This window comes from Microvirga splendida (assembly GCF_016427565.1).
In the GTDB taxonomy this organism is placed as follows: domain Bacteria; phylum Pseudomonadota; class Alphaproteobacteria; order Rhizobiales; family Beijerinckiaceae; genus Microvirga; species Microvirga splendida.
This window is the reverse complement of record NZ_JAELXT010000003.1, coordinates 56,462-79,915: the sequence shown is the minus strand read 5'-3', so window position 1 is coordinate 79,915 and position 23,454 is coordinate 56,462. Positions and strand designations below refer to the sequence as shown.

The window sequence follows — 23,454 nt, the reverse complement described above, 5'->3', positions numbered from 1 at the left end:
TATGGCCCGGACCCATTCATTCCCCAGAATTGAGCCCGGCTAGCCGCCTTCCATTCTCACTTTGAGGCTCTGTGGCCTTTTTTGGTGCATTGGCCGTCGCGCTGTCATGAGACAGGATAGCTGCAATCTTGTTTCCTGCCCAGCTGACTGCTGTTTGGAGCCTGCTGACGGCAGACCCGATCGAAGACCCGGAAAACGTATTGAAGACCACGGATACAGGCTGGCCGATCGTCGACGCCCCGAGTTCACGGCCGGGAGCCACTTTGACGATCAATCGTCCGGCAAGGGACGGATCCTCAAAGGATGGCAGGCGCTCGATATTGGCCTCCCTCACGCGCGTGCCGTCGGCGTATTCGATCACGGCACTCGCCCCTTTATAGAACCGCAACGCCTGGTCCTGCGGGATACTGGCAGTAACGTAGGGGTTGCTGGTCTTCTCCCGCAGGGTCAGGATCGGCGCCCCTTCCCGGACGAAATTGGCCGCCCGGCTGTACCGAGCCTGAACCACGCAATTGCAGGGGCTATCGATGACGATGCTGTTGCCTTGCGTGCCCTGGATCGTGAGAAGCGGCTCGCCGGTCTTGACCTCGTTTCCAGCGGCCACGAAGGTGAGCTGGCCGTTCGATGGAGCAGGCACGGTGACCAGATCGGCGGTGATCTGCGCCGATTGAGCCGGGATCAGGTAGAGGCGGTCGAACAGGCTCGTTCCGATGAAGGCCAGAAGAAGCAAAGTCGCCGCGCCGATGCCGATGTAGCCCGCAGCGCTCCGGCCACGGTGGACGAGGTTGGCCATGGCACCTTGGGGTTGAGGCCGCGGAGGAACCTCCCGGGTCTTCCCTTCGTTGCGGCGGGAGACGACGTCCAGCACGTCCCCAGCCTCCACGACCTCCCCGGAAAGATAGGCGTCGAGCACAAAGCGTAAGAGGTTATGCTGGCGCGGAGAGACATCGACGAAGCGAAGGCCGATCCTGTTATGCTCGACAGCCACGTAGCGGACCTCGGCGTTGATGGGCAGGGTCAGTTCATAGCCGCTGAACGGAAAGGCGAGCGTCAGGTCGAGCACCTGCCCGGGCTTGGCATGCAGCGAGCCTGTCCGAAGCCCCAGGCCTCCGACCGAGACGTCAACGACTGCGAGTTGCGTGCCATTGTGAATGCACTTCACAGGCAGCCGGTACCGTGGGTGCTGCCTTTGAACCTCGGCCTCATGCGTAATTTTCGTCATCGATACGTTCTCCAAGCGGCACCGCTATCATCAAGGAAGAAAGAACATGGGATTTGGCGTCGGAAGGACCTTCATGCCCCAGGCCAAAACCGATACGAATGCGATGAGCGCAACACTGTGCATGTACGCCGACATGAAGTTGCTCGCGATCAGGGGGCGCTTCGCCACATTCGCAGATGTCGTTTTCTGTCGCGTCCACTTCTGACGATCCAGGCGGAACGTCACGTGGACCTTGATCAGCGATCCGAAGATCTGGTTGAAGTAGAGAAGGAAGGGATAGAAGACCGACACTCTCGGGCGGGCAGCCAGGAGCGAGAGGGTCAAAATGTAGCGCGTGGTCAGGATCCAGATGGCATAAAGAAGGAGTGCGTATCCGCTGATGAAGATCCCTGCGAGAAGCGCCACGAAGAAGCCGACCAGCGAGGTCCACATGGACATGCGCTGATCAAGGATCGACCACCACGTGAACAAGCCGATCTTCCGAGGCCCGAGAGCAAGAGCCCTTGAGTTCGTGCGCAGCATGTTGCCGAACCACCGCACCATCAGCATGGCCGCGGCCGAGACAAAGTTCTCTGATGGCGGATCCTCCACCGTCAGAACGACGACATCCGGCACATAGATCATCTTGTAGCCGTTGCGCAGAAGCCAGAACCAGCTCGACTTGTCGTCCCCGGTGAGGAACTTGAAGCGTCCGAGCCGCCAATGGTCGATGTAGTCGAGCTCCACCTGGCGGACGAATTCCGGATTGCAGACGATGTTCGCCCGAAACATCGACATACGGCCCGTGAGGGTCAGGACGCGCTCCGACAGCCCCACGGAGGACATCAGAGTATGCCGCTGTGCGAACCGCAGGGCATACCACTCCTGAAAGATACGACTGCCACGAACTTCGCTCGTCTCATCGGTGGTCAGCGCACCCACCTTAGGGTCGAGTTGGAAAAATCCGACGCACTTGCGGACAAGATCGCGCGGGACGATGCTGTCGCCGTCGATCACGGCAACCACATCGTCCGCAGCCGGAGCGCGCCGGGCTACGGCCCTGAAGCCATAGGCGAGCGCATCCCTCTTGCCCGTTCCCGCAATTCTGACAATGACCAGGTCGACCTTGTCCTGGTGGCCGCAGATCGCTTGAAACAAGCTCTTGATGAGCCGCTGATCACCAGCCTCGACGATGGATGCAACCACGGTGGCCTTTCCGGGCGCGGCCAATGCAGCCTCGAAGGCTGCTCTGTAAACGCGCGTGGTGACGGCGCTGTCGATCCGGAACGTCGTCACCAGAAGGAACGCATTGGGAGGATCGCGCCTGACCGCCTCGTCGGCAGCCTTCCGCTGGCGCGGAAAGACCAGCTTCCGGAAAACGAGCGCACGGATGAAGTGCAGCAGGCCCCATCCGTAGCGCCAGATCGCAAGTATCCCGATGGCCCCGATCACGCCGGCCCCGACAGAGACATATGCTCCAGGCGGAAGCGCGGCGGCAAAAGCCGCCACGGCAACCACGTAGAGGATATGCGCCCCTATCGACTCCGAGAGTCGAACGCTGCCGTTACCAGCAGATTCCCTGATAGAAGTCACCTGAGCACCTTGCTTGGTCGATACGGACGAGATCGATGAGTGGCCGTTCATCCTTCACGACGCTCAGGAGGCGCTTGGCTTCCTCGCGATTCCCGAGGACGAACACTTCGGCGTGGTCGACGACCTCGTTCACATCGGACGTCAGCAGCGACGTCAGATGGGGAAGGTGCGCCTTTACGAACTGGAGGTTCGCTCCGGTGAGCTTGGAGACCTGAATATTCGGATCGTAGATGCGAATATCGTATCCACGTCCATAAAGGCGCTCCGCAAGCTCTACCAGCGGGCTCTCGCGCAGGTCGTCGGTCTCGGGCTTGAAGCTCAATCCGATGATGCCGATCCGTCGCTTGCCCGTTGCGGCAACCATGGAATATGCGCGCCGCAGTTGCTCTTCATTGGCGTCCATGGTGGCATCGAGGATAGGCGTCGGAACATCCAGCTTTCGAGCTGCGGAGCGCAGAGCACGCAGATCCTTCGGCAGGCAGGATCCGCCGAAGGCGAAGCCGGGCTTGAGGTAGGCTTTGGAAATGTTGAGCCGCGTATCGGCGCAAAGCACGTCCATCACGGCGTGGCCGTCGATTCCCGCTTCCTTGCAGATATTTCCGATCTCATTGGCAAAGCTGATCTTGAGGGCATGCCAGGCGTTGTTAGTGTACTTCACTGCTTCTGCAGTCCGGATCGACACGATCCTCGGCTCGACATCGAAAATCTTATGAATTTCGAGCAACCGGTCGATCGTCGCCTGATCGTGGCGCCCGAAGATGATGGCACCCGGATCGTAGTAGTCGCTGATAGCGGTGCTTTCGCGCAGGAACTCGGGGTAATATGCAACGCCGAAGCCCACGCCGGCTTGCCGGCCGGATGCACGTTCAAGAGCAGGCAGAACGATGCTCTCCATAGTTCCCGGCAGGATGGTGGAGCGCATGACGACCGAATGGAAGGAGTTCTTCTCCCGGATCGCCGCGCCGATCTGCTCGGCAGCGGCACTGACATAGGAGGTGTCGAGAGAGCCGTTTGGACGCGAAGGCGTTCCAACGCAGACGAACGATATGTCCGTCCCGTTAACGGCCTCGCGAACATCGCTGGTCGCCATGAGGCGCCGGTTGCGAATCCCACTTTGGAGCAACTCTCCCAATCCCGGTTCGACGATCGGGCTGATGCCCTCGTTGAGAGGACCCACTTTCTGGGGGTTCGGATCGACCGCAATGACGTGATGGCCGTCATTGGCCAAACACGCCGATGAGACCGCTCCGACATAGCCAATCCCAAAGACACTAATTTGCATTAGGCTGTTCCTGCCGACTAACAGTGGAATCGAGGCGCCAAAGAAAAATGCGCCGGGTGCAGACCAATAAATACTCCTGCTTGACTCAAAAGCGCTTCACTATTTCGGCTGGAGAGATACCCCCTACGGGTTAAGTAGAGAACTACTCCCATCAATAGATCATCCTTAACTCATAAGAGTATCTATACCCACTTGATTATAATGCTGCACCGCACACAGAGCACTATACTGGGATTTACAAAAGCTACTCTACGGCATCGCGCCTGTGTTGAGAAATATTTGCATTCTAATGATAGAATTTCGAGGCAGACTTTGCTCACCTCAGCACCTCAGAAAGCAGGCTTCATCAGGTTGTTCTTTGAAAGATCCCAGGCGACGGACGGCATAGAGCATCGGAATGCATTCTTTGGCGCGTCGGGAGCGTCAGATTTTCGGAAAACATGCCTTGGGCCGAGTTGAAGACCTTCAGCTTCAGCCATGAGCCAACTTTAATAGGGGTTAGGTCGACCTAACCCCTTTGAGCGAGGCGAAAGCCAAACCGCTTAGGGTGTCAGGCCTGCTGAACTTGTTCGATGTCGCCGCAGCAGATGCCGCAGGTGCAGATGAGGATCGAGAATCGCAATTTTTACCACGTAGAATAGGAAAAATTGACAGCATCAGTGCCGCCGATATAGGACCGTCATCGCTCAGATCAGTATGAGCAAAGATTCTCGACTGCATCATATCAGAACGACTTATTTATAACGTATCGATTACCCTGGTCTCTCGTGGGAACGAGCCGTCAAAGGCTTAGAGCATTTTGGGGCATTGAAGATGACTTTGAATTCGTCATTCGCGCCAAGCCGCAATTTCAACCTGACGCATTGGAAGATCACTCTTCCGACCGATCGGAACGGCACGTTCCTAGGCACCGCCAGTGAGGTGAAGAACCTCAGCGGCTACGTGAACCCGAGCTACTTCTACACCGGATCCGATGGCGCCATGGTCTTCATAGCACCCGTGGAGGGAGCAACGACAAGCGGTTCTCGGTATGCGCGCTCTGAACTTCGGGAGATGAATGGTTCGGAGCGGGCCGCATGGGCCGTCAACCAGGGCGGCTCCATGAAGGCGACCCTCGAAATCGACCAAGCCCCGACCCTCTTCAATGGCAAGAAGGGACGCGTCATCGTAGGCCAAGTTCACGGACAGGATGAAGAACTCGCCCGTCTCTACTGGGACAAAGGCACGCTCTATTTCGTGAACGATATTGCAGGCGCTACAGGGCGGGAGACAAAATTTGCCCTGACCAGCAAGGCTGGCTCCAAGCCCAACATCTCCCTCAATGAGAAATTCAGCTATTCGATCAATGTCACGGCCGAACGGGTGAAAGTGACGGTCTCGGCCGACGGGCAGACCTACACGGCCTCGGATAAAATCCACTCGGCGTGGAAGAGTGATGCCTTCTACTTCAAAGCAGGCACCTACCTTGGAGTGAACGAGACGCAAGGATCAGGCTATGGCCAAACCTCCTTCTACGATCTGAAATTCAGTCACCCGGCCAAGACATCTCAAGCCCCATTCAAGACGAACGGGCTCCCCTCGACCTCAAAGACATATGCCGGCACAAGCAAAGGCGATAAGCTCACGGGATCAAGCGGGAACGACAGGATCGAGGGCAAGGGCGGCAACGACATCATTTGGGGGAAGAGCGGAAACGACATCCTCGTCGGGTCGTCCGGAAAGGACTCCTTCACGTTCGATACGAAGCCCAGATCCAACAACATCGACGTCATTCTGAAATTCAGTGTGAAGGATGATACGATCCGCCTCAACGACACCGTGTTCACGAAGCTTCAGTCCGGGAGATTGTCGCCAGAGAGCTTCGTCATCGGGGCCAAGGCATTGGATGCGCAGGACCGGATCATCTACAACAACAAGACCGGCGGCTTGTTCTATGATCCCGACGGATCGGGCCAAATCCGCGCGATCCAGTTTGCCAGGATCGATAAGAACCTGAAGTTGAAGGCAGCCGACTTCCTGGTCATCTGAAGGAAGAACAGCCTGATCCAGGCACGTCGCGCGGGCATGTCCCCTATCGCTTGGTGCATCATGCAGGCAGCGGACGACGCACCTGTTTCCCGAAAGGGGTAGACAGCAGATCTTTTGGCTCGTGAGCCTCCCGTTGCGCCATTTTCAGGATTCTTACAGCCAAGCTGACCTCCTATTGCCACGATTGATGATGAGAAATTTCCTCAACCAAGGGGATATGCATGATTTCTCGTCTTCTTCTTGCCTGCGCTGCGGTCGCCTGCGCTCTGCCTGCCGCCGCATCGGATCGAGCAACGATCGACTCACTCGTTGCGCACCACGCCAGAGTCCACAGGGTGCCGGAAGCTCTGGTTCACAGGGTCATCAGAAGGGAAAGCAGCTACAATCCGCGAGCGTTGAGCAAAGGCAATTTCGGATTGATGCAGATCCGTTATGCGACGGCCCGCGGCATGGGATATCGAGGAACCCCATCGGGGCTGCTCGATGCCAACACCAATCTCACTTACGCCGTGCCTTACCTTGCCAACGCGTACAAAATTGCAGGCGGCAATGCCGACCGGGCAGTCGCCCTTTATGCGCGGGGCTATTATTATGAGGCGAAGCGCAAGGGCATGCTTCATGCCCTGAGCACGGCCATCGTCGATCCCGTCTCGACGGGTTCCATCTCATCGGCTGAAGGCGCAGTGCGCTCTTCCACCTTCACATCCGCCAACGCTCAGTAGCATAGCCGGACGGCGCAATGATTTTCCTCTACACGACGCTCGGCCGCATCCAGGCCGAGCGCCGTCGTCTCCAAAGCTCGTTTGCTCGCCGTCAGGCGGGCTCGGTATCGATGCCCGCTTCCGCCAGATCCTTGAAGCCGCCGATGTTGAACACTGCCGTATAGCCCATGTCCTGCAGGGTCTTGCCTGCCAAAGCGGAGCGACCGCCGGAAGCGCAATGCAGGAGAATGGTTTTGTCCTTCTGGAACGCGGGGTTGTGATACTGGCTCTCCGGGTCGGCCCTGAACTCCAGCATACCGCGGGAGACATTGACCGCCACCTTGAGTTTCCCGCTCTGCTGAACCTCTGTCGGATCGCGCACATCCACCACAAGCACGTCGCCCGCACGCATCCTCTTGGCTGCCTCTTCGGGAGACAGTTTGGGCACCGAGGCGTTCGCTTCGGCCAGCAGATCCTTTACGTTTCTCGCCATGGTCCTCTCCACACAGGGCTCTGCCAAATGGCAGCCGGGCAAGGCTCGGCCCGAGGGCGCACTGTGTCAAGGAACATAAAGCACTCGGTGCGATGAGCTGGATCTTGGAGCATCAGAAGACCTCGTGCGTTGACGGGAGGCGCACTTCTACATGCCTGAAAGGATGATGACATGCCACGCGAGGTAAGCGATGCGGACGGCATCGCATGGACCTGCATCCAGGCTTTCGCCGGTCTCGGCAACGATCCGGAGAAGAAGGATGCCGCGCGCGTCGATGGCGCACGAAACCAGGTTCATATCGTCTGCACTCCCTCGGGAGGAGCCAAGTCCGTGCGCCTCGAACTCGCCGAAGATTGGGAGACTAACCTGTCCGACGATAACCTGCTGCAGGCGATCCATTCACAGTTGGCTGAGGAAGCGTCGCCATCGCAGGTTTAGCCGCATCCAAAGGAAGGCTGTGGTGACGAGCACGCCTGGAGGATAAAGCCCCCCAATGCCCGATTTACCAAAGATCGCGTTCCTCGACTTCGAAGCCTCCTCCTTGGGCAAGCATGGATATCCCATCGAGGTGGCCTGGGTTCTCTCAACCGGCGAGGAGGAGAGCCACCTCATCCGCCCCGATCCAACCTGGACCGATTGGGACACCAAGGCAGAAACCATTCACGGACTCTCGCAGGAGCGCCTGCGCGCGCAAGGGGCGCCCGTGGCGGTTGTCGCACAGCGGATGATGTCCGCTCTCGCAGGCCATGCCCTCTATGCAACCGCACCGTCATGGGATGGGAAGTGGCTGAGCCGCCTGCTGCGGGCCGCCGGGCTCCCGCGGCATGCCCTGCGCCTGAAGGATACGGAAGCGGTTCATCGGCAGACCATCCATGAGGTCCTGCTCGGAATGAGCGTACCGGCCGACCTTCATGACGGCATCATGAAGAAGGTTCTGTCTCAGGCTCAGAGAAAGGACGACGAACTCGGCCCTGCCGAGCACCGCGCCCTTGCCGATGCCCGCCGGGAGCAGCGCCTCTGGCTCGATATCCGGCGCCGGACCCGGGAGATAGCAGGATGTCAGGGAGATACGACTATTCAGTCTGCAGGAGCCGGGTAGGATCCGGCCGGTCCGTGCCGCATGGGTCGAGCTTCTTCAACGAAGCATCAGGACCCCTCTCGAGCAGCATTGACTCAGTAGCCGTCCGGGAGCTCGCCTGCAATGTTCCGATTGGGGCGGGTCAGGATCTCGATGCGCCGGCCGTCGGGGAGCTGAATTGTCTGCAGTCTCATCACCTCGAGCCCTGCATCGATTCCCTCCTGAACGGATTCATAGCGTGTTGCCCGAGCCCGCCGCTCGATCCCGTTGCGGGGGGGACGCACCTGGGAAACCTCCGACCCCCGCTCACGCCGACGGGATGCCTGCCGTTCCTGCTTCTGAGACCGCTTGACGCTGCGAGCCTGCTGCGATGAGCGGCGGACCTTGCGCTCGCTGGCGGTCTTCTGCTTGGCCTTCTCAACCGTCTCCTCTTTGGCCGGCGAGACCTCAGGAGGCGATTGTGCGGCAACGGCCTCTTCTTCCCTGGGCTGCTGCGAGGGGGCAGAAGCCGTGGACGGCTGAGGTGTCGATGGCGCGGGCGCCGGAGCTGCGGCCTGGGGCGGTTGAGGGGCAGGAGCCGGCGGCGAGGACAGGGTGGCGCCGTTCTCCGGCGGAGGATCGACCCAGGGACGGCCCGACTGGGCCAGCACGGGCGCTGCCGCCGACAGAACGCTGATGAGCGACGCCGTCAATAGCCAACGTCCTGATGACCCTGCCATCACACAACTCCATTCTTGTCACAGAGGAACGCTTGTGCCGCCATTGCCGGTTCCACGGGCGCATCCTTATTCAGGAGCCACATGAGCACATCGCCGTGAGATGCAGGCTTTCAACTCGAATAGATCAAATATTTCAGAAATATAACCCTCTGGTCAGCATCTGAGCTTGGCGGTGTGCGCCTTTCAAGATTCCAGTCCTCAAGGTCACTGACACGGCCATTCGTGATGCAAAACCGGTGGGAAAAAGGGCTTAGCCCTTGTCCAAGCTCTACAATAACCGAAATAAGAGGTCGCAATTACGGGAAGGCTTCATGGACCAGCTATTTGCGCTTGCAGCGGACCCAGCAGCATGGGCTGCCCTGGCGACTCTCATCGTCATGGAAGTGGTGCTTGGGATCGACAATCTCATCTTCATCTCGATCCTGACCAACAAGCTGCCTGCTCATCAGCAGGCCAGAGCCCGGCGCATCGGCATTGGGCTGGCTCTTGTTCTTCGTCTGGGTCTGCTTGGGACTATCGCCATCATCGTTCAGCTGACCGAGCCGCTCTTTACCGCATTCGGCCATGGCTTCTCGTGGCGTGACCTAATCCTGATCGCAGGCGGCCTGTTCCTGGTCTGGAAGGCCACCAAGGAGATCCACCACCATGTGGATCCCGATCCCGGCCCGGATCTCTTCGAGGGCGAGAAGGCTCAGATGAGCTTCGCCTCCGCCATCGTCCAGATCCTGCTGCTGGACCTCGTGTTCTCCATCGACAGCATCATTACAGCCGTCGGCATGACGGATCATGTGCCGATCATGGTGATTGCGGTTCTGGTGGCTGTGACGGTCATGCTGCTGGCAGCCAATCCGCTGGCGCGCTTCATCCAGGCGAACCCGACGGTCGTCATGCTCGCGCTCGGCTTCCTCCTCATGATCGGCATGGTGCTGATTGCAGAAGGCTTTGGCGCTCATGTGCCGAAAGGGTACATCTACGCCGCGATGGCATTCTCGGCCCTCATCGAGGCCCTCAACATGCTCTCGCGGCGCACCAAGAAAGTCCGGTAATGGGAACGACCGGGCGCGGCAGCCTTCATGCCGCGCCCGATCCATACCGTCTCAGGCTGCTCAATCCTCGGCCTGCGCGGCCTCGGCTGCGGTCCAGAGGCCGAGGATGACATCCGGTTCCGTCACCCGGAGAAGTTCCTCCACGCTGAGCCCGATGGAGGTCCCATACCGAAGGATCTTTTCACGATCCGCCTCGAAGACGTCCTGATCGGCCCATTCCGGTCGAGCATCGATCAAGGCGTTCATCATGCGCCAGATTCTGTGAGACTGCGAAGGACCGAACATAGCTGCCCTCCTGCCTTGGCGGATTTCGCAGATTGAGCGGCAAAGTAGACGCAGATCTGCCAACGTCAGGTTAAATATCTAACAATATAACAAATTATACATTGGGCTATGCCCTAGAGGCACCCAGTTCTCTTTGCAAGACAAAATCAGTCTCCACAGGAGACCAGCGGCAATTATCCTATCGGCAACATTTCTGTTGGCTCATTCCATGGTCTTCCCTATAGAATAAATTCAAACAAGATCGTTGTGCTGCCGAATGAAGCGCCTGTTATCGGAAGTCTATTTGCACCTGATCGCAGGCGTGATCGCCCTCGGCATCCTTGGGATTTCCGCCCATACGCTCTGGATGGATCGGCTCGGCACCTGGCAGGAGGCCGAGAAGTCCTCCAGGAACGTATTAACCACGATCGCCCGCGACCTCGACAACAATCTTCAGCTGCTCGATCTATCATTGAAGGGAGCCATGGAGGGCCTGAGCCACCTCAGCTCCCATCAATTGTCCCCCGACCTCCAATACCGGATGCTGTTCGACCGCGCGGCTTCGGCAAACTTCATGGCAGCGCTCCTGCTCGTGGACAGAGACGGTAACCTGATTGCCGATGCAGGGCCGGTGATCGCCTCGCGCTCGCTCAACGTCTCGGACCGCGAGTACTTCACGGCTCACAAGAACACGCATCTCCTCGGCCTGTACGTGAGCCGCCCCTACCGGAGCAAAGCTCCCCCTGGCGATCTCACCCTCGGGATCAGCCGGAGGCTCTCCGATGCCGACGGCAGTTTCGCCGGGGTGGCCATCGGGTCGATTGCCCTGAACACCATCAATCAGCGGTTCGAGCACCTGAGCCTCGGCCAGCATGGAGCCATCAATCTCTTCCGAAGCGATGGCGTCCTGCTGACACGCTATCCCTTCGACGAGAGCCAGATCAACCAGGACCTGGGCGGCTCTCCTCATGTCCAGCGGCTCCTGCAGGAGAAGTTCGGCACCTTCGACTCGGTGTCCCCTATCGATGGCGTGCACCGCATCATCTCCTTCGGCAGGTTGGAGAAGTACCCTCTCGTGCTCACCGTGGCGCTGTCGATGGACGAGGTTTTCGCCGCCTGGGAGAGAAAAGCTCTTGTCCTCAGCCTCGTGACGCTGGTGCTCTGCTGCGCCGTGGTCGGCTTGACCTTCCTCTTCCAGCGGGAGTTGAAGCGCCGCACGAGAGCCGAGACCAAGCTCCGGCGAATTGCCAGAACCGACGACCTGACGGGCCTGCCGAACCGCCGCGCGTTCCGCGAGACCTTCGAGCGGGAATGGCGTCAGGCCGTCCGCTCGGGCTCCGCCCTGTCGCTACTTTCCATCGACGCCGACTACTTCAAGAGCTTCAACGACCGCTACGGACATGGCCGCGGGGATGAGGTTCTGCGCGCGATTGCCGGCACCCTCGACGCCAGCATCCGGCGCCCGAGGGACATCGCGGCCCGCTATGGCGGCGAGGAGTTCGCCGTCATCCTGCCCGAGACGGATCTGACCGGCGCCATGAGGATTGCAGACAGCATTCGTCAGACCATCACCGCGATGGCGATCGTGCACGACGGCAGCCCTTACCACATCGTAACAGTCAGCATCGGTGTCGCCTCGGCGCAGCCGTCCCGCGGGAGCGAGAGGAACACCCTTCTCGAGGCCGCCGACCAGGCCCTCTATCGGGCGAAGGCCGCAGGTCGCAATGCCATTCGCAGCCCGGGCGAGGAGGATCTCGTCCCGTCCCGGGCATCGCTTCCGAATGCGGCCGCCTGAGATGGCTTAGCCGAGCGTTCGACCAAGAGGGTCACGCCACTGCGACGCACTCGATCTCGATGTCGAACTCCATGGGCCAGGACGCGACCGGCACGAAGGTCCGCGAGGGCGGGTTCACCGGAAAATAGCGCGCATAGACGCGGTTGATGGCGCCGTAGAACCCGGCATTGGCCGCATAGATGCGCACCATGACCACTTTGTCGAGCGAGGTGCCGGCACTCTCCAGGCAGTGCTGAAGCGCACGGAGGCACGCCTCCGTCTGCACCTCGATGTCGCCCTTCACAAAACCGCCGCTCTCCATGTTGAACGGCGGCGTTCCCGACACGAACACGAACCCGTTCGCCTTCGTCACCATGGACAGCGGCACACCTGCCTTCCGCACGCCTTCGGACAGGATGGGAACCTCGACGACTTCCTTGGACATGAACGGCCCTCTTGAGAACAACCCGCACTGTAGCGAATGACGACGGACGCGCCAGCCCCAAGAGCTCTTGCGGAGGCGCTCCTAGAGCTTGGCCCGGGTACTGCGGGGCGTTGCCAGCAGGAGATTGGTTTCCGACGCGATCACGCCCGGGATCAGGCGCACCCGCCGCAGGATGGCGTCGAAATCCGAGAGGCTGCTGGCGCCGAGTTCAACGATGAGATCCCACTTGCCGTTGGTGGTGTGAATGGCGCTCACCTCCGGAAAGCCGCCAAGCGCATCCACCACTCGGTCGCCGGCCCTGCCCTCCACCTCGATCAGCATGATCCCACGCACGGGCAACGCCACGGCATCGGCCCGGAGGATCACCGTGTAGCCGACGATGTCGCCGGAGCGTTCCAGGCGCTCCATCCGGGACCGGACCGTCGCGCGGGAGGCGCCGAGCGCAATCGCAAGGTCCGAGACGCTCCGCCGCCCGTTGTGCCGCAGGAGCGTGATCAAGCGCTGGTCGAGATCGTCCATCAATGTGCCATTGTGATTAGCCGAACTTACCAGAATGATTACAAGCTCTGCGCTTTTTGTCAAAGTACCTTGTTCATTATGCCAAGGAGATCCGGTAGCTTGACGGCGAGATAAGGAGAGATGAATGGCTTCGACGACGTGCATCGTGCTCGGGATCCCCGTGCAAGAGGGCGCCGGCCGGCTCGGCTGCGACATGGGTCCCAGCGCCTTCCGGACGGCCGGGTTGCTCACGGAGCTGCGCAATCTCGGCTATGCGGTCGAGGACCGCGGCAACATCGCGCCTGCGCCCATGCGCGAAGTGCGCCACCCGAACGACGCCATCAAGGCGCTTCCCGAAACGGTGGCCTGGACCGAATCCATCGCGGAGGCAGCCTACCAGGCGGGCGGCGACGGCATGCCGATCTTCATCGGCGGCGATCACAGCCTGTCCGCCGGCTCCATGACGGGGCTGGCCCGCCGGGCCGCCAAGGAAGGCCGCGAGTTCTTTGTGCTCTGGCTCGATTCCCACCCGGATTTCCACACCCTCGAGAGCACGACGAGCGGCAACCTCCATGGGGTGCCGATGGCCTATGCGACGGGCCTGAAAGGCTTCGAGGGCTACTTCCCGGATGTTACCAACCCGCTCAATCCGCAGAACGTCTGCATGATGGGCATCCGCAGCGTCGACCCGGCGGAACGGTCCGCTCTCGCCACGGCCGGCGTGACGGTTCACGACATGCGGGCCATCGACGAGAACGGCGTCGCACCTCTCCTCGACGCCTTCCTCAAGCGCGTGGCCGCCGCCGACGGCATTCTCCACGTGAGCCTCGACGTGGACTTCCTCGATCCGGGCATTGCACCCGGCGTCGGCACCACCGTTCCCGGCGGCGCCACCTTCCGCGAGGCCCATCTCATCATGGAAATGCTTCACGACAGCGGCCTCGTGCGGAGCATCGATCTGGTCGAACTCAACCCCTTCCTCGACGACCGCGGACGCACGGCCCTTCTGATGGTCGACCTCGTCTCGAGCCTCATGGGCCGGCGCGTGCTCGACCGCCCGACCCAGAGCTACCGTCACACGCCGAAAGCGCACTGAACCATGAACCTGAAACTGAACGTCGTCCCCTTCGTCAGCGTCGACAACATGATGAAGCTCGTCCTCACGATTGGCGTGGAGCGCTTCCTGCTGGAGTTGTCGGAGTGCATCGAAGCCGATTTCCGGCGCTGGGAATCCTTCGACAAGACCCCGCGGGTGGCCTCGCACAGCCGGGAGGGCGTGATCGAGCTCATGCCGACCAGCGACGGCGAGGTCTATGGCTTCAAATATGTGAACGGCCACCCCAAGAACACCCGCGAGGGACGCCAGACCGTCACCGCCTTCGGCGTGCTGGCCGATGTGGCGACCGGCTATCCCGTGCTCCTGACCGAGATGACCATTCTCACGGCGCTCCGCACCGCCGCCACCTCGGCGGTCGCGGCCAAGCACCTCGCACCCAAGGGCGCGCAGGCCATGGCGATCATCGGCAACGGCGCGCAGGCCGAGTTCCAGGCTCTGGCCTTCAAGGCGCTCCTCGGGGTCGATACCTTGCGGCTCTACGACATCGACCGCACGGCCAGCACGAAATGCGTGCGCAATCTGGCCGGCATGGGTTTTAGCATCACCGTCTGCGACTCCATCGAGGAGGCCATGGAGGGCGTCCAGATCGTCACGACGGTCACGGCCGACAAGCAGAACGCCACGATCCTCACCGACAACATGGTCGGCTCGGGGCTCCACATCAACGCGGTCGGCGGCGACTGCCCCGGCAAGACCGAGTTGCACGCCGACATCCTCAAGCGCTCCGACATCTTTGTGGAGTATCCGCCGCAGACACGCATCGAAGGCGAGATCCAGCAGCTCCCGGCGGATTATCCGGTCCATGAGCTGTGGCGCGTAATCGCCGGCCTTGAGCCCGGCCGCAAAGGCGAGCGCCAGATCACCCTCTTCGATTCCGTGGGCTTCGCCATCGAGGATTTTTCGGCCCTGCGCTACGTGAAGCGCCAGATCGAGCAGACGGGCCTCTCCGACGAACTCGACCTCCTGGCCGACCCCGACGAACCCCGCGATCTGTTCGGCATGCTGTTGCGCGCGGCCGCCACGCCGAATGCGGCGTGATCGATTGCGAAGGTTCCAGGATTGCGAATTTGAGGTGGTTGCAGAGGACTGACACCTTCAATCCGCCCACTCTCCAGCCTTTGTGTTCTGCTTGCGTTCATTTGCTGAGATTTGAATATTGCGCAATGTCAGCTTAGTGCCAAAGGCGTCATTCCCTACAGCCCCGTCCGGAGCAGGCCCATGTTCGGCCGTATGACGCCACTCCACCGTTGGGACTCCGCGCTTCAACGCCTGAAGTCTCATCGCGGAGGCTTTCAAGACCGCCGCAACGGCCATCGCAGCGGCAAACGATGAGGTGATTTGGAAGAGTTCCTCGTAACCGTATGCCACGATCAATGGTGTACTCAGAAGGGGCGAACAGAACTGACCGATGAACACGGAAGCGGTCAGGATGCCACCGGCCGCTCCCCTCCGCTGGGGCGGTGCAAGCCTCAAGGCAAGGGTCACGAAGCTCGGCGAGACCAAGGCATAGCCTGCACCGATGGCAGCGGCTGCCGCGAACCAAGCCAGAGGCGTCGCCGCAAGGGCCAGCAACGCGAAACCAAGCGCCATCGCACCATAGCCCAGAGCAAAGATGCCGCCGTAGCCGATGACCCTCTGCACTCGGCCGTATAGCAGCGCGAGGCTGCCGCCCGAGAGCATCAGGATGCCGAGCGCTGAACCCGTCATCACTGGGCTGCTATAGCCTGCCGCTGCGAAGAAGAACGACAACTGAGTCGGCATGACGAAAAAGACCATGTTCGTTACGGCCTGAAGAACCACGAGCAACGTGAAGGCGAGGGCCCACGAAGAAGGTTTGAGGGAGCGGTCGTCCAGCTTGGGACTCGAATTGAACGAGGTCCGTAACGTGTCCTTGATGGTCTTCCACATCAGCGGCAGGAAGACCGCGGCAACTCCATAGATAAGAAACGGCAGGCGCGGCGAGACCGCAGCGAACCATCCGGCGAGCGAGATGAACACGAGCCCCCCGAAGTTTCGGGCCGATATCTGAAGTCCTGACAATGCGCTCCGGTTGTCCCCAGTGAAGTAGTCCCCGATGAGCGCGGTCTGCGCCGTCATGATGAGGGCGACGGCCAGCCCCAGTATCAGACGGCTGGCAAAAATGGTGGGCAGGTCGGGAAGGAACAGCCCCGCGCATCCAGCGATCACGAAGAGGATGACCCCGGCAAGAAGCATATGACGCCGACCGTACCAATCAGCAACGAGGCCGGCGAATGGCGCGAAGATGGCTACGCTGAGAGAGGGTGCGGGCACCAGCAGTCGGACCAGCATCGCGGCATTCGGATCATCCGCGAACAGGCGCTCGAGCCCGGGGAGAGCGGGACTGATCGTGGCATTGGCCATCGTGGTGAGCGACGCAGCCATCAGGAGCGCTATGGCGCGCGGGTCCTGCCAGATCTGTGTCTGCCTCGAGATCGTGGTGATGGTCATAGCGTGCCTCTTGCTCGAATTGACGATTCGGGAGAGGCTACGACTTCAAGTCAACTTGAGGTCAAGCACAAGAATGATGGATATTGGAGAGGTTGCCGAACGATCACGCGTGCCGCCCTCGACGCTACGCTACTATGAGGAGATCGGCTTGATCCGGTCGATCAGCCGGCATGGGCTGCGGCGGCAATTCGATGCTGACGTCCTCTTGAAGCTGTCCTTGATCGAGCTCGGAAAAACGGCAGGCTTTTCCCTCACCGAGATCGCGGGCATGTTCGGCAAAGATGGCCGGCCCAACATTCCCCGCGATCAGTTGCACGCAAAGGCGGATGATTTGCAGCGCCAGATGCTCGACCTGCGGATGCTGCGGGATGCACTTCGGCACGTGGCCGAATGTCCAGCCCCGTCGCATCTGGAATGCCCGACATTCCGCAAGCTTCTGAAGGCAGAGACCCGCAGACGCGTCACCCGTCCAGCATCCGGGAGCGGACGCCGCGGAAGCTCCCGGCTTGGCGAATAGGTCGTGAACAGCTTTTGGACGTCGGATCCAATAAAGCCTCTCGGAAGCACGAAGTTCTGCTTGGGATCAAAAGCAGACGCTCGCAATCAACACAACCGCCTGCTCAGGCAACAGAAGTTATTGAGCGTTCCGTGCGGGAGGCGCTACCACTCACGAGGCCAAAACATAAATTTTTTTATCTATTTCAGTCACTTAAGTCATAGGTGGTAGCGGAGGAGGGATTTGAACCCCCGACACAAGGATTATGATTCCTCTGCTCTGACCAACTGAGCTACTCCGCCCCAGGCAGCGGGGCGGACCCCGCGTCAGGCAAGCGCGATATAGGGAAGGTTCGCCCCCAGTGTCAAGAAAGACCCGCAGGGAAAGTACGGATTTGTCGCCACCCCGTCGGCCATGCGCCTGGACGGCAGGATTTCGGCGGGATGCGCTCGAAGAGCCGCGGCCGTCCAGGGTTGAATGCGGGTCGCTCCGGTCAGCCCTTGGGCTTCATCCGCCAGAGCTGGAAGCCCTCGGTCGAAACCGCCTGCTCGATGGCCTTGCGGGAGAACTTGTGCGGCGGGGTCTCGCGTGAGTTCAGCGTGCCGGTCAGCCCCCAGGGGGCGTATTTGGCCGGGAGCTTGGTGCCGGATTCATCACCTGCAAAAGCGTGAAGATCGTCCTTGGCCTGGGAGGTGAACATGAAAAGGCGCATTGGAAGTGCTTTCGTGATCTGGAGTTGCCCTGCCCCTGGAGATAGGGCTTTGAGCCCGAAAGTCACGTCTCGGCCCGGCAGCGCATGGCTCATCCGGCCGCCCCGAACTGTCAGGCTTTCTTCTTGATTCTCATGAGCTTGAAGAAGCCGCTCGGAAACAGGGACCGCAGCTCCACGACCTCCATGCGCCCGGTCCGCTGCGCCCAGTTCTCGACCCGCGATGCCTTGAAGGCCGAACTCCAGCCGATGGCCTTGGCGATGGGCGAGACCATCTCCTCAACCTTGGCGACGGGCCCGGAGGGCTGGCCCCAATGGTTGGCGAGCACGATCTCGCCGCCGGGCCTGAGCACACGCATGAACTCGTCCAGGGCCGTCTCGGGCTCCGGCACAAGGGTGATGATGAACTGGGCCGTCACCGCGTCGAAAGTCCCGTCCGGGAAGCCGAGGCGGGTGACGTCCATCACCTGCAGGCTCTTCACGTGGGTGAGGCCCCGCCTGTCGACCTTCTCCTGGGCCCGGCGGAGCATGTCCTCCGAGAGATCGACCCCATAGACCTCGGCGTGCGCGGGGTAATAACCCAGGGACAGGCCCGTGCCGACGCCGGCCTCCAGCACCTTGGGACCGCAGGCGACGGCGGCGTTCACGGCGGCCCGGGCGGCCGGCTCGGTGAGCTTGTCGTAGACGAGGTCGTAGATCGGCGCCCAACGCGCATAAGCCTTGCGCATCAGGACGGTGGTCGCTCCATCCGTCATAAAGGTCCCTTCGGTCGAGGCCTCAGGCCGCGGCGGGTGCGGCTTCGGCCATTGTGCGAGCAATCGTCCCCCCGCCAAGCACACGTGCCCGCGGAGCATCGCTCTCATAGATGACACAAGCTTGACCGGGAGACACCCCGTCTTCCGCCGATAACAGCTCGACCGTAGTGCTTGTTCCTGTGGATCGCAGGATCGCCGGACGCGGCTCGCGGGTGGAGCGCACGCGCACGGCCACCTCCATGCCCTTCTCGCTTAAAGAGCCGAGGGGCACGTCGCCGAGCCAGTTCACGTCCGTCACGCGGATCAGCCGGGTGGCCAGCGCCTCCTGGGGGCCCACCACCACGCGGGCCTCCTTGGCCTCGAGCCGGACCACGTAGAGCGGCTCGCCGACGGAGAGGCCGAGGCCCTTCCGCTGCCCCACCGTGTAATGGATGATGCCCTCGTGGCGCCCGAGCACCCGGCCGTCGATATGGACGATCTCGCCGCCCTGCACGGCGCCGGGCTTCAGGCGCTCGATCACGTCGCTGTAGCGGCCCTGCGTGACGAAGCAGATGTCCTGGCTGTCGGCCTTTTCCGCCACGGTGAGCCCGAACTCGCGCGCCAGTTCTCTCACCTGGTCCTTCGGCAGCTCGCCCAGGGGGAACCGCAGCAGGTCGAGCTGCTCCGGCGTGGTCGCATAGAGGAAATAACTCTGGTCCCGGTCCGGGTCGGCGGCGCGGTGGAGGGCCCGGCGGCCGTCGGGCAGACGGCGGCTCGCCACATAATGGCCGGTCGCCAGCACGTCGGCGCCCAGCTCTCGGGCCGTCTCCAGGAGGTCGCGGAACTTGATCGAGCGGTTGCACTCGACGCAGGGGATCGGCGTCTCGCCCGCCAGATAGCTCTGGGTGAAGCGGTCGATCACGGCCTCGCGGAAGCGGGCCTCGTAATCGAGCACGTAATGGGGGATGCCGATGGCCTCCGCCACCCGCCGGGCATCGTAGATGTCCTGGCCGGCGCAGCAGGCACCCTTGCGGTGCGCGGCGGCCCCGTGATCGTAGAGCTGCAGCGTGATGCCGATGACATCATAGCCCTCGCGCTTGAGCAGGGCCGCGACGACGGACGAGTCCACGCCGCCCGACATCGCAACCACGACGCGGGTCTTCGAGGGTTCTGTAGGCAGGTCGAGTGAGTTGAGCATCATTCCATCCAGAGGCGCCGTTCAAGGCGGCGCACGGGAGGGGCCAAAGCCCTTCTATAGCGCATCGTGCGGAAAAGTGGACCCGTTTTCACGGCGCGGCCCTTTGGGTCCGCTCAACGCGACGCGCCGCTTCAAGGATTGAGCATCGGAATGGATCCCAAAAGTGCATTCCACTTTTGGGTCCGATGCCCCTGCGCCACAAATCTTAAAGGGAAAGTGCGCCGGAATAAGCCAACGTTAACGTTTATGGCTAAGCTTAGGCACTCTCGTAACCGCCTGATCGGGCTTAGGAAAACATTAAGCCCCGTCGCGTAGGTTCGAGCCACTGAGGTCGTTGAATTTTTGTGTGAGCGTATCATGACCGAACCCCACCGCCCTAGGGTCAAGTATGTCATAGGGCCCGATGGCAGTCCCCTGACGATTGCCGATCTTCCTCCTTCCAGCACCCGCCGCTGGGTCATTCGCCGCAAGGCCGAGGTCGTTGCCGCCGTTCGCGGCGGTCTCCTCAGCCTTGAGGAAGCCTGCCAGCGCTACACGCTGACCACCGAAGAGTTCCTGAGCTGGCAGCTGTCCATCGATCAGCATGGCCTGGCCGGCCTGCGCACCACGCGCATCCAGCAGTACCGGCAGTAAGCACGCCGGCCGATCCGACGATGAGGCGCTGCTCACCCGAGCCAGCGCCTTTTCTCATGATGGGTCTTTGGAAAGTTCGGCGCGGAAGCTCGGCCGTTAAGAGCTTCCTAACCATACCATGAGCATAAACTCCTGAAATCACTTCCCCAAAGGCAGGCTCGCGACGTGCTCGGCATTCAGGATCCGTTGGAACGGCAAGGCTCCCTCGACGCGACGGGCTGTGCGCCCTCCCCTGCCGGCCCGGACCAGACCATCGGCGCCCTCAGGCACATCCTGGTCGGCCGGACCATCGCCGACGTGGAGCGGCACCTGATCCTCGACACGCTCGCCTCCTGCCTCGGCAACCGGACCCATGCGGCCCGGATCCTCGGAATCTCGATCCGCACCCTGCGCAACAAGCTCAACGAATACATGCAGGCCGGCATCGCCGTGCCGGAGCCGGGCCAGCGCCCCGCCTGAACGCCGGCGCCTTTTCCTGCCCCTTACTTATCCGAAGAGGACAGGGGCGGCGGCGGCACGGAGCCGTCGGCCGTCACCATACGGCCGCGCCAGGCCTGCGCCAGCCGTGCGCGCTCGAAGAGCAGGACCACGATCAGGGACAGGCCGAAGGGGATCAGGAGATAGAACAGGCGGAAGATGATGAGCGCCGCCAGCACGTCCGCCTTGGGAATGTCCGGCATGGCCGTGAGGAAGACGAGCTCGAACACCCCGAGGCCCCCGGGGGCATGGCTCACCAGGGCCGCCGAGAAGGAGGCCAGGAACACGGCCAGCACCACGATGAAGCTCGGCTCCAGATGCGCCGGGAGCACGAAATAGATGATGCCGGCTGCCCCCAGGAGTTCCAGAGGCGCCGCAATCAGCTGGCGCACCATGATGGCCGGGCGCGGATATTCGAGCTTGGCCTTGCGGATGACGAGTGGCGGAAGGTGCAGGATGGATCCGACCACATAGAGCGCCACGAAGCCGAGCAGCAGCAGCCCAACGACGCGGGCCGTAGCGGGGTTGGTCAGCATTGAGGGCAGAAGCTCCTCCAGCCTGTGAAGGAGCGTCGGGTCGGCCACCAGCACCACACCGCCGAGCAGGATGGTGCCGAGCCCGAAGGTGAAGGAACACAGGGCCACGAGCACAGCGATCTGCGGGGCGCTCAGGCCTTTCGACGTATAGGCCCGGTAGCGCACGACGGCACCGGAGAAGACCGAGGCGCCGATATTGTGGGAAAGCGCATAGGTCGTGAACGACGTGACGGACACGAACAGCCAGGAGATGTGGCGGACGCCCAGATGCAGCAGCGCAATTCTGTCGTACCAAGCCAGCGCCGCGTAGGCGAAGAGGGTCGAGAAGCCGGCGAGAGCGTAGCGGTGGGGGGGAACGGCAGTCAGGCTGTCCCAGACATCGTCCAGGGACATGCCGCGAAGTTCACGGTAGAGAAGCCAGCCTGACACGACGACTGCCAGCAGCCCGATCGCGGGCCAAATGAACTCACGCACATTCTTCATCGAGCCGGCACATCTCCCTCGTTGGCTCTTCTGTGCCCACAATCCCCTTGGTCCGCAAGGAGATATTGGCGGGTAGATCCATGACATAAAGTCCAAGCGGGAAGCGTGACGCGGGGAAGCAACCGCTTTATCAAGCAGCCTTGTCCTTGAAGACCCCATGAAGGCGATCCGCGATGACGAGCGCTTCGGCCGCAGCTCTCAACCTCAACGGCTATACCGATCTGCCTCCCGGCAAGATCGCCACGGTCGTCACTTATCTCGAAATGCGGGAACCGCCCGACCTGCCCTCGATCCAGCGGCCGGAAAGCTGGACGCTCCAGCGCATTGATCATGACCGGCCGCGCTACCGGTCCCTGTTCCGGGCGGTGGGGGAGCCCTGGCTCTGGTTCAGCCGGGCCGTGATGACGGATGACAAGCTCGCCGCAATCCTCGACGACCCGAAGGTGGAGGCCTACGCCCTCCATGACGGCACCGGCGATGTGGGCCTGCTCGAACTGGATTTCCGCACTGAGAACGAAGTCGAGCTTGCCTTTCTGGGGCTCGTGCCCGGATTCATCGGCCAGGGGGCAGGCCGGTTCCTGATGAACGAAGCCATCCGCCATGCCTTCGCCCGGCCGACGCAGCGCTTCTACGTTCATACCTGCACACTCGACTCGGCCAGCGCCCTTGCCTTCTATATCCGCTCGGGATTCACGCCGTATCGGCGCGCGATCGAGGTCGCGGACGATCCGCGTCTCCACGGGTTCCTCCCCCGGGAGGCGGCGCCCCACGTTCCGCTCCTGCCGCCTGCGGCATGAAAAAGGGCGCGTCCAGGTTGGCGCGCCCTTTCGGATCTTGGTGCAGTTGAGTTCAGGCCGTGGCGCGAACGACGCGGCCCTGGCCGGCCTGGCTGATCGCCGCGTCCAGGGAGCGCTCGCGGTCCTCGAGGCTCTCGGCTCGCTTCAGGTCCTCGAACGCCTCGCCGAGTTCGGCCTTGGCGTCGTCAAGCTGGATGTGCAGGTTCTGAGCCGAGAGGCGCAGGTTGTCGCGCCTCTGGGCCACAGCGCGTGCGTAGGTGGGGTAGGCAAAGTGGTTGGCGTCGGTGATACCGGCCTTCTGCTCTTCCGCTGCGATTTCCCGCTCAAGGTCAGCCGCCATGCGGTCGAACTCGGCGATCATCATCTCGATCTGCGCCACACGGCGACGTTTCTCGTCGACTTGAAAGCGTTTGAGGCGGATGAGCGTGTCCCGCGACTTCATCTTGATTCAACTCCACACGTCGCTGTTTCATTTCGCCTCACGGATCGCTCAGTTATCCGCCAGACATGCGACACCATCACCGATGGAGGTTGAGCTTTCCTTACCGGCGCGAACAAAAAATTCCTGTGATCTCAATCCTCTGGGCGAAGCCTTGCTCCAGGCTTGCACTTCTTCGGGCCCGTAAACCATTCGTTTACCGATTTCGTTAACACTGCCCTTGTCACGGTCGCGGTTCCCTCGG

General features: G+C 61.5%; 25 protein-coding genes, 1 tRNA gene and 1 pseudogene. 12 read left to right on the top strand and 15 right to left on the bottom strand.

Annotated features, from left to right (window positions below; translation table 11 throughout):
• Positions 1 to 16: 16 nt before the first annotated feature.
• The 3 genes from JAO75_RS04500 to JAO75_RS04490 are packed head-to-tail and all read right to left on the bottom strand — an operon-like array spanning position 17 to position 4,076.
• On the bottom strand, positions 17 to 1,222 hold the full coding sequence (locus tag JAO75_RS04500; RefSeq protein WP_199047037.1) for a PilZ domain-containing protein: 1,206 nt from the start codon (positions 1,220 to 1,222) through the stop codon (positions 17 to 19).
• A 30-nt stretch (positions 1,223 to 1,252) separates the two neighbouring features.
• Positions 1,253 to 2,710 carry a glycosyltransferase gene (locus JAO75_RS04495; protein WP_343234550.1) on the bottom strand — a complete coding sequence of 486 codons (1,458 nt, stop codon included), beginning with the start codon at positions 2,708 to 2,710 and terminating at the stop codon, positions 1,253 to 1,255.
• Positions 2,711 to 2,765: 55 nt separating this feature from the next.
• The gene (locus JAO75_RS04490) at positions 2,766 to 4,076 is read right to left on the bottom strand and encodes a nucleotide sugar dehydrogenase (protein ID WP_199047033.1); all 1,311 of its coding nucleotides are present in this window, start codon (positions 4,074 to 4,076) and stop codon (positions 2,766 to 2,768) included.
• Between the two features lie 813 nt (positions 4,077 to 4,889).
• On the opposite strand from JAO75_RS04490, the gene JAO75_RS04485 reads away from it, so the two are divergent.
• A complete protein-coding gene (locus JAO75_RS04485; RefSeq protein ID WP_210340164.1) occupies positions 4,890 to 6,104 on the top strand; it encodes a polysaccharide lyase family 7 protein in 1,215 nt (404 codons plus the stop codon).
• Between the two features lie 221 nt (positions 6,105 to 6,325).
• A complete protein-coding gene (locus JAO75_RS04480; RefSeq protein ID WP_199047029.1) occupies positions 6,326 to 6,826 on the top strand; it encodes a lytic transglycosylase domain-containing protein in 501 nt (166 codons plus the stop codon).
• Between the two features lie 91 nt (positions 6,827 to 6,917).
• Here JAO75_RS04480 and JAO75_RS04475 read toward each other — a convergent pair whose 3' ends face one another.
• Complete coding sequence (locus JAO75_RS04475; protein WP_199047027.1) at positions 6,918 to 7,298, bottom strand: rhodanese-like domain-containing protein; 381 nt, start codon at positions 7,296 to 7,298, stop codon at positions 6,918 to 6,920.
• Between the two features lie 171 nt (positions 7,299 to 7,469).
• Here JAO75_RS04475 and JAO75_RS04470 point away from each other — a divergent pair, with 171 nt between their 5' ends.
• The gene (locus JAO75_RS04470; protein WP_199047025.1) at positions 7,470 to 7,736 is read left to right on the top strand and encodes a hypothetical protein; all 267 of its coding nucleotides are present in this window, start codon (positions 7,470 to 7,472) and stop codon (positions 7,734 to 7,736) included.
• 55 nt (positions 7,737 to 7,791) lie between these two features.
• Entirely contained in the window at positions 7,792 to 8,397 is a 606-nt protein-coding gene (locus tag JAO75_RS04465; RefSeq protein ID WP_199047023.1) for a 3'-5' exonuclease, read from the top strand.
• A 74-nt stretch (positions 8,398 to 8,471) separates the two neighbouring features.
• Here the strand turns inward: JAO75_RS04465 and JAO75_RS04460 are convergent, their stop codons facing one another.
• Complete coding sequence (locus tag JAO75_RS04460; RefSeq protein ID WP_199047021.1) at positions 8,472 to 9,068, bottom strand: hypothetical protein; 597 nt, start codon at positions 9,066 to 9,068, stop codon at positions 8,472 to 8,474.
• 338 nt (positions 9,069 to 9,406) lie between these two features.
• Here JAO75_RS04460 and JAO75_RS04455 point away from each other — a divergent pair, with 338 nt between their 5' ends.
• On the top strand, positions 9,407 to 10,141 hold the full coding sequence (locus JAO75_RS04455) for a TerC family protein (RefSeq protein ID WP_199047019.1): 735 nt from the start codon (positions 9,407 to 9,409) through the stop codon (positions 10,139 to 10,141).
• A gap of 60 nt (positions 10,142 to 10,201) precedes the next feature.
• On the opposite strand, the gene JAO75_RS04450 is transcribed toward JAO75_RS04455, so the two are convergent.
• Positions 10,202 to 10,390: a hypothetical protein gene (locus JAO75_RS04450; RefSeq protein WP_199047017.1), complete on the bottom strand. Its 189-nt coding sequence runs from the start codon at positions 10,388 to 10,390 to the stop codon at positions 10,202 to 10,204.
• Positions 10,391 to 10,682: 292 nt separating this feature from the next.
• Between JAO75_RS04450 and JAO75_RS04445 the strand changes: the two genes are divergently transcribed.
• Entirely contained in the window at positions 10,683 to 12,200 is a 1,518-nt protein-coding gene (locus JAO75_RS04445; RefSeq protein ID WP_199047015.1) for a sensor domain-containing diguanylate cyclase, read from the top strand.
• A gap of 31 nt (positions 12,201 to 12,231) precedes the next feature.
• Here JAO75_RS04445 and JAO75_RS04440 read toward each other — a convergent pair whose 3' ends face one another.
• Positions 12,232 to 12,624, bottom strand: coding sequence for a RidA family protein (locus JAO75_RS04440; protein ID WP_199047013.1), 393 nt, complete (start codon positions 12,622 to 12,624; stop codon positions 12,232 to 12,234).
• An 81-nt stretch (positions 12,625 to 12,705) separates the two neighbouring features.
• On the bottom strand, positions 12,706 to 13,143 hold the full coding sequence (locus tag JAO75_RS04435; RefSeq protein ID WP_199047011.1) for an Lrp/AsnC family transcriptional regulator: 438 nt from the start codon (positions 13,141 to 13,143) through the stop codon (positions 12,706 to 12,708).
• A 124-nt stretch (positions 13,144 to 13,267) separates the two neighbouring features.
• On the opposite strand from JAO75_RS04435, the gene rocF reads away from it, so the two are divergent.
• Complete coding sequence (rocF, locus tag JAO75_RS04430) at positions 13,268 to 14,218, top strand: arginase (protein WP_199047009.1); 951 nt, start codon at positions 13,268 to 13,270, stop codon at positions 14,216 to 14,218.
• A 3-nt stretch (positions 14,219 to 14,221) separates the two neighbouring features.
• On the top strand, positions 14,222 to 15,277 hold the full coding sequence (locus JAO75_RS04425) for an ornithine cyclodeaminase (RefSeq protein WP_199047007.1): 1,056 nt from the start codon (positions 14,222 to 14,224) through the stop codon (positions 15,275 to 15,277).
• 57 nt (positions 15,278 to 15,334) lie between these two features.
• Here the strand turns inward: JAO75_RS04425 and JAO75_RS04420 are convergent, their stop codons facing one another.
• The gene (locus JAO75_RS04420) at positions 15,335 to 16,708 is read right to left on the bottom strand and encodes an MFS transporter (protein WP_199047006.1); all 1,374 of its coding nucleotides are present in this window, start codon (positions 16,706 to 16,708) and stop codon (positions 15,335 to 15,337) included.
• Between the two features lie 73 nt (positions 16,709 to 16,781).
• Between JAO75_RS04420 and JAO75_RS04415 the strand changes: the two genes are divergently transcribed.
• Positions 16,782 to 17,225, top strand: a complete 444-nt coding sequence (locus JAO75_RS04415; protein ID WP_246742376.1) for a helix-turn-helix domain-containing protein — start codon at positions 16,782 to 16,784, stop codon at positions 17,223 to 17,225.
• A gap of 204 nt (positions 17,226 to 17,429) precedes the next feature.
• Here the strand turns inward: JAO75_RS04415 and JAO75_RS04410 are convergent.
• The 4 genes from JAO75_RS04410 to mnmA all read right to left on the bottom strand — a co-directional run bounded on the left by JAO75_RS04410 (position 17,430) and on the right by mnmA (position 19,848).
• Positions 17,430 to 17,506: transfer RNA gene (locus JAO75_RS04410), tRNA-Met, on the bottom strand.
• Positions 17,507 to 17,697: 191 nt separating this feature from the next.
• On the bottom strand, positions 17,698 to 17,904 hold the full coding sequence (locus JAO75_RS04405; RefSeq protein WP_246742363.1) for a hypothetical protein: 207 nt from the start codon (positions 17,902 to 17,904) through the stop codon (positions 17,698 to 17,700).
• 122 nt (positions 17,905 to 18,026) lie between these two features.
• Entirely contained in the window at positions 18,027 to 18,668 is a 642-nt protein-coding gene (locus JAO75_RS04400; RefSeq protein WP_199047004.1) for a class I SAM-dependent methyltransferase, read from the bottom strand.
• A gap of 22 nt (positions 18,669 to 18,690) precedes the next feature.
• Positions 18,691 to 19,848 (bottom strand): tRNA 2-thiouridine(34) synthase MnmA, encoded by a 1,158-nt coding sequence (gene mnmA / locus JAO75_RS04395; RefSeq protein ID WP_246742362.1) that lies wholly within the window; start codon positions 19,846 to 19,848, stop codon positions 18,691 to 18,693.
• Between the two features lie 354 nt (positions 19,849 to 20,202).
• Here mnmA and sciP point away from each other — a divergent pair, with 354 nt between their 5' ends.
• Positions 20,203 to 20,478 carry a CtrA inhibitor SciP gene (gene sciP, locus JAO75_RS04390; RefSeq protein ID WP_114187418.1) on the top strand — a complete coding sequence of 92 codons (276 nt, stop codon included), beginning with the start codon at positions 20,203 to 20,205 and terminating at the stop codon, positions 20,476 to 20,478.
• A gap of 273 nt (positions 20,479 to 20,751) precedes the next feature.
• Positions 20,752 to 20,937, top strand: a pseudogene (locus JAO75_RS04385) (helix-turn-helix domain-containing protein); the annotation flags it as partial.
• A gap of 23 nt (positions 20,938 to 20,960) precedes the next feature.
• Here JAO75_RS04385 and JAO75_RS04380 read toward each other — a convergent pair.
• Positions 20,961 to 21,974, bottom strand: coding sequence for a lysylphosphatidylglycerol synthase domain-containing protein (locus JAO75_RS04380; RefSeq protein ID WP_199047002.1), 1,014 nt, complete (start codon positions 21,972 to 21,974; stop codon positions 20,961 to 20,963).
• Between the two features lie 173 nt (positions 21,975 to 22,147).
• Between JAO75_RS04380 and JAO75_RS04375 the strand changes: the two genes are divergently transcribed.
• The gene (locus JAO75_RS04375; RefSeq protein ID WP_199047000.1) at positions 22,148 to 22,771 is read left to right on the top strand and encodes a GNAT family N-acetyltransferase; all 624 of its coding nucleotides are present in this window, start codon (positions 22,148 to 22,150) and stop codon (positions 22,769 to 22,771) included.
• A 52-nt stretch (positions 22,772 to 22,823) separates the two neighbouring features.
• On the opposite strand, the gene JAO75_RS04370 is transcribed toward JAO75_RS04375, so the two are convergent.
• A complete protein-coding gene (locus tag JAO75_RS04370) occupies positions 22,824 to 23,213 on the bottom strand; it encodes a flagellar export protein FliJ (protein WP_199046999.1) in 390 nt (129 codons plus the stop codon).
• Positions 23,214 to 23,454: the final 241 nt, after the last annotated feature.

Bases quoted from the DNA above. Each gene is read 5' to 3' on its own strand.
- JAO75_RS04500 (WP_199047037.1), bottom strand. From the start codon at position 1,222: ATGACGAAAATTACGCATGAGGCCGAGGTTCAAAGGCAGCACCCACGG.
- JAO75_RS04490 (WP_199047033.1), bottom strand. From the start codon at position 4,076: ATGCAAATTAGTGTCTTTGGGATTGGCTATGTCGGAGCGGTCTCATCG.
- JAO75_RS04485 (WP_210340164.1), top strand. From the start codon at position 4,890: ATGACTTTGAATTCGTCATTCGCGCCAAGCCGCAATTTCAACCTGACG.
- JAO75_RS04480 (WP_199047029.1), top strand. From the start codon at position 6,326: ATGATTTCTCGTCTTCTTCTTGCCTGCGCTGCGGTCGCCTGCGCTCTG.
- JAO75_RS04475 (WP_199047027.1), bottom strand. From the start codon at position 7,298: ATGGCGAGAAACGTAAAGGATCTGCTGGCCGAAGCGAACGCCTCGGTG.
- JAO75_RS04470 (WP_199047025.1), top strand. From the start codon at position 7,470: ATGCCACGCGAGGTAAGCGATGCGGACGGCATCGCATGGACCTGCATC.
- JAO75_RS04465 (WP_199047023.1), top strand. From the start codon at position 7,792: ATGCCCGATTTACCAAAGATCGCGTTCCTCGACTTCGAAGCCTCCTCC.
- JAO75_RS04455 (WP_199047019.1), top strand. From the start codon at position 9,407: ATGGACCAGCTATTTGCGCTTGCAGCGGACCCAGCAGCATGGGCTGCC.
- JAO75_RS04450 (WP_199047017.1), bottom strand. From the start codon at position 10,390: ATGATGAACGCCTTGATCGATGCTCGACCGGAATGGGCCGATCAGGAC.
- JAO75_RS04445 (WP_199047015.1), top strand. From the start codon at position 10,683: ATGAAGCGCCTGTTATCGGAAGTCTATTTGCACCTGATCGCAGGCGTG.
- JAO75_RS04440 (WP_199047013.1), bottom strand. From the start codon at position 12,624: ATGTCCAAGGAAGTCGTCGAGGTTCCCATCCTGTCCGAAGGCGTGCGG.
- JAO75_RS04435 (WP_199047011.1), bottom strand. From the start codon at position 13,143: ATGGACGATCTCGACCAGCGCTTGATCACGCTCCTGCGGCACAACGGG.
- rocF (WP_199047009.1), top strand. From the start codon at position 13,268: ATGGCTTCGACGACGTGCATCGTGCTCGGGATCCCCGTGCAAGAGGGC.
- JAO75_RS04425 (WP_199047007.1), top strand. From the start codon at position 14,222: ATGAACCTGAAACTGAACGTCGTCCCCTTCGTCAGCGTCGACAACATG.
- JAO75_RS04420 (WP_199047006.1), bottom strand. From the start codon at position 16,708: ATGACCATCACCACGATCTCGAGGCAGACACAGATCTGGCAGGACCCG.
- JAO75_RS04415 (WP_246742376.1), top strand. From the start codon at position 16,782: ATGATGGATATTGGAGAGGTTGCCGAACGATCACGCGTGCCGCCCTCG.
- JAO75_RS04405 (WP_246742363.1), bottom strand. From the start codon at position 17,904: ATGTTCACCTCCCAGGCCAAGGACGATCTTCACGCTTTTGCAGGTGAT.
- JAO75_RS04400 (WP_199047004.1), bottom strand. From the start codon at position 18,668: ATGACGGATGGAGCGACCACCGTCCTGATGCGCAAGGCTTATGCGCGT.
- mnmA (WP_246742362.1), bottom strand. From the start codon at position 19,848: ATGATGCTCAACTCACTCGACCTGCCTACAGAACCCTCGAAGACCCGC.
- sciP (WP_114187418.1), top strand. From the start codon at position 20,203: ATGACCGAACCCCACCGCCCTAGGGTCAAGTATGTCATAGGGCCCGAT.
- JAO75_RS04380 (WP_199047002.1), bottom strand. From the start codon at position 21,974: ATGAAGAATGTGCGTGAGTTCATTTGGCCCGCGATCGGGCTGCTGGCA.
- JAO75_RS04375 (WP_199047000.1), top strand. From the start codon at position 22,148: ATGACGAGCGCTTCGGCCGCAGCTCTCAACCTCAACGGCTATACCGAT.
- JAO75_RS04370 (WP_199046999.1), bottom strand. From the start codon at position 23,213: ATGAAGTCGCGGGACACGCTCATCCGCCTCAAACGCTTTCAAGTCGAC.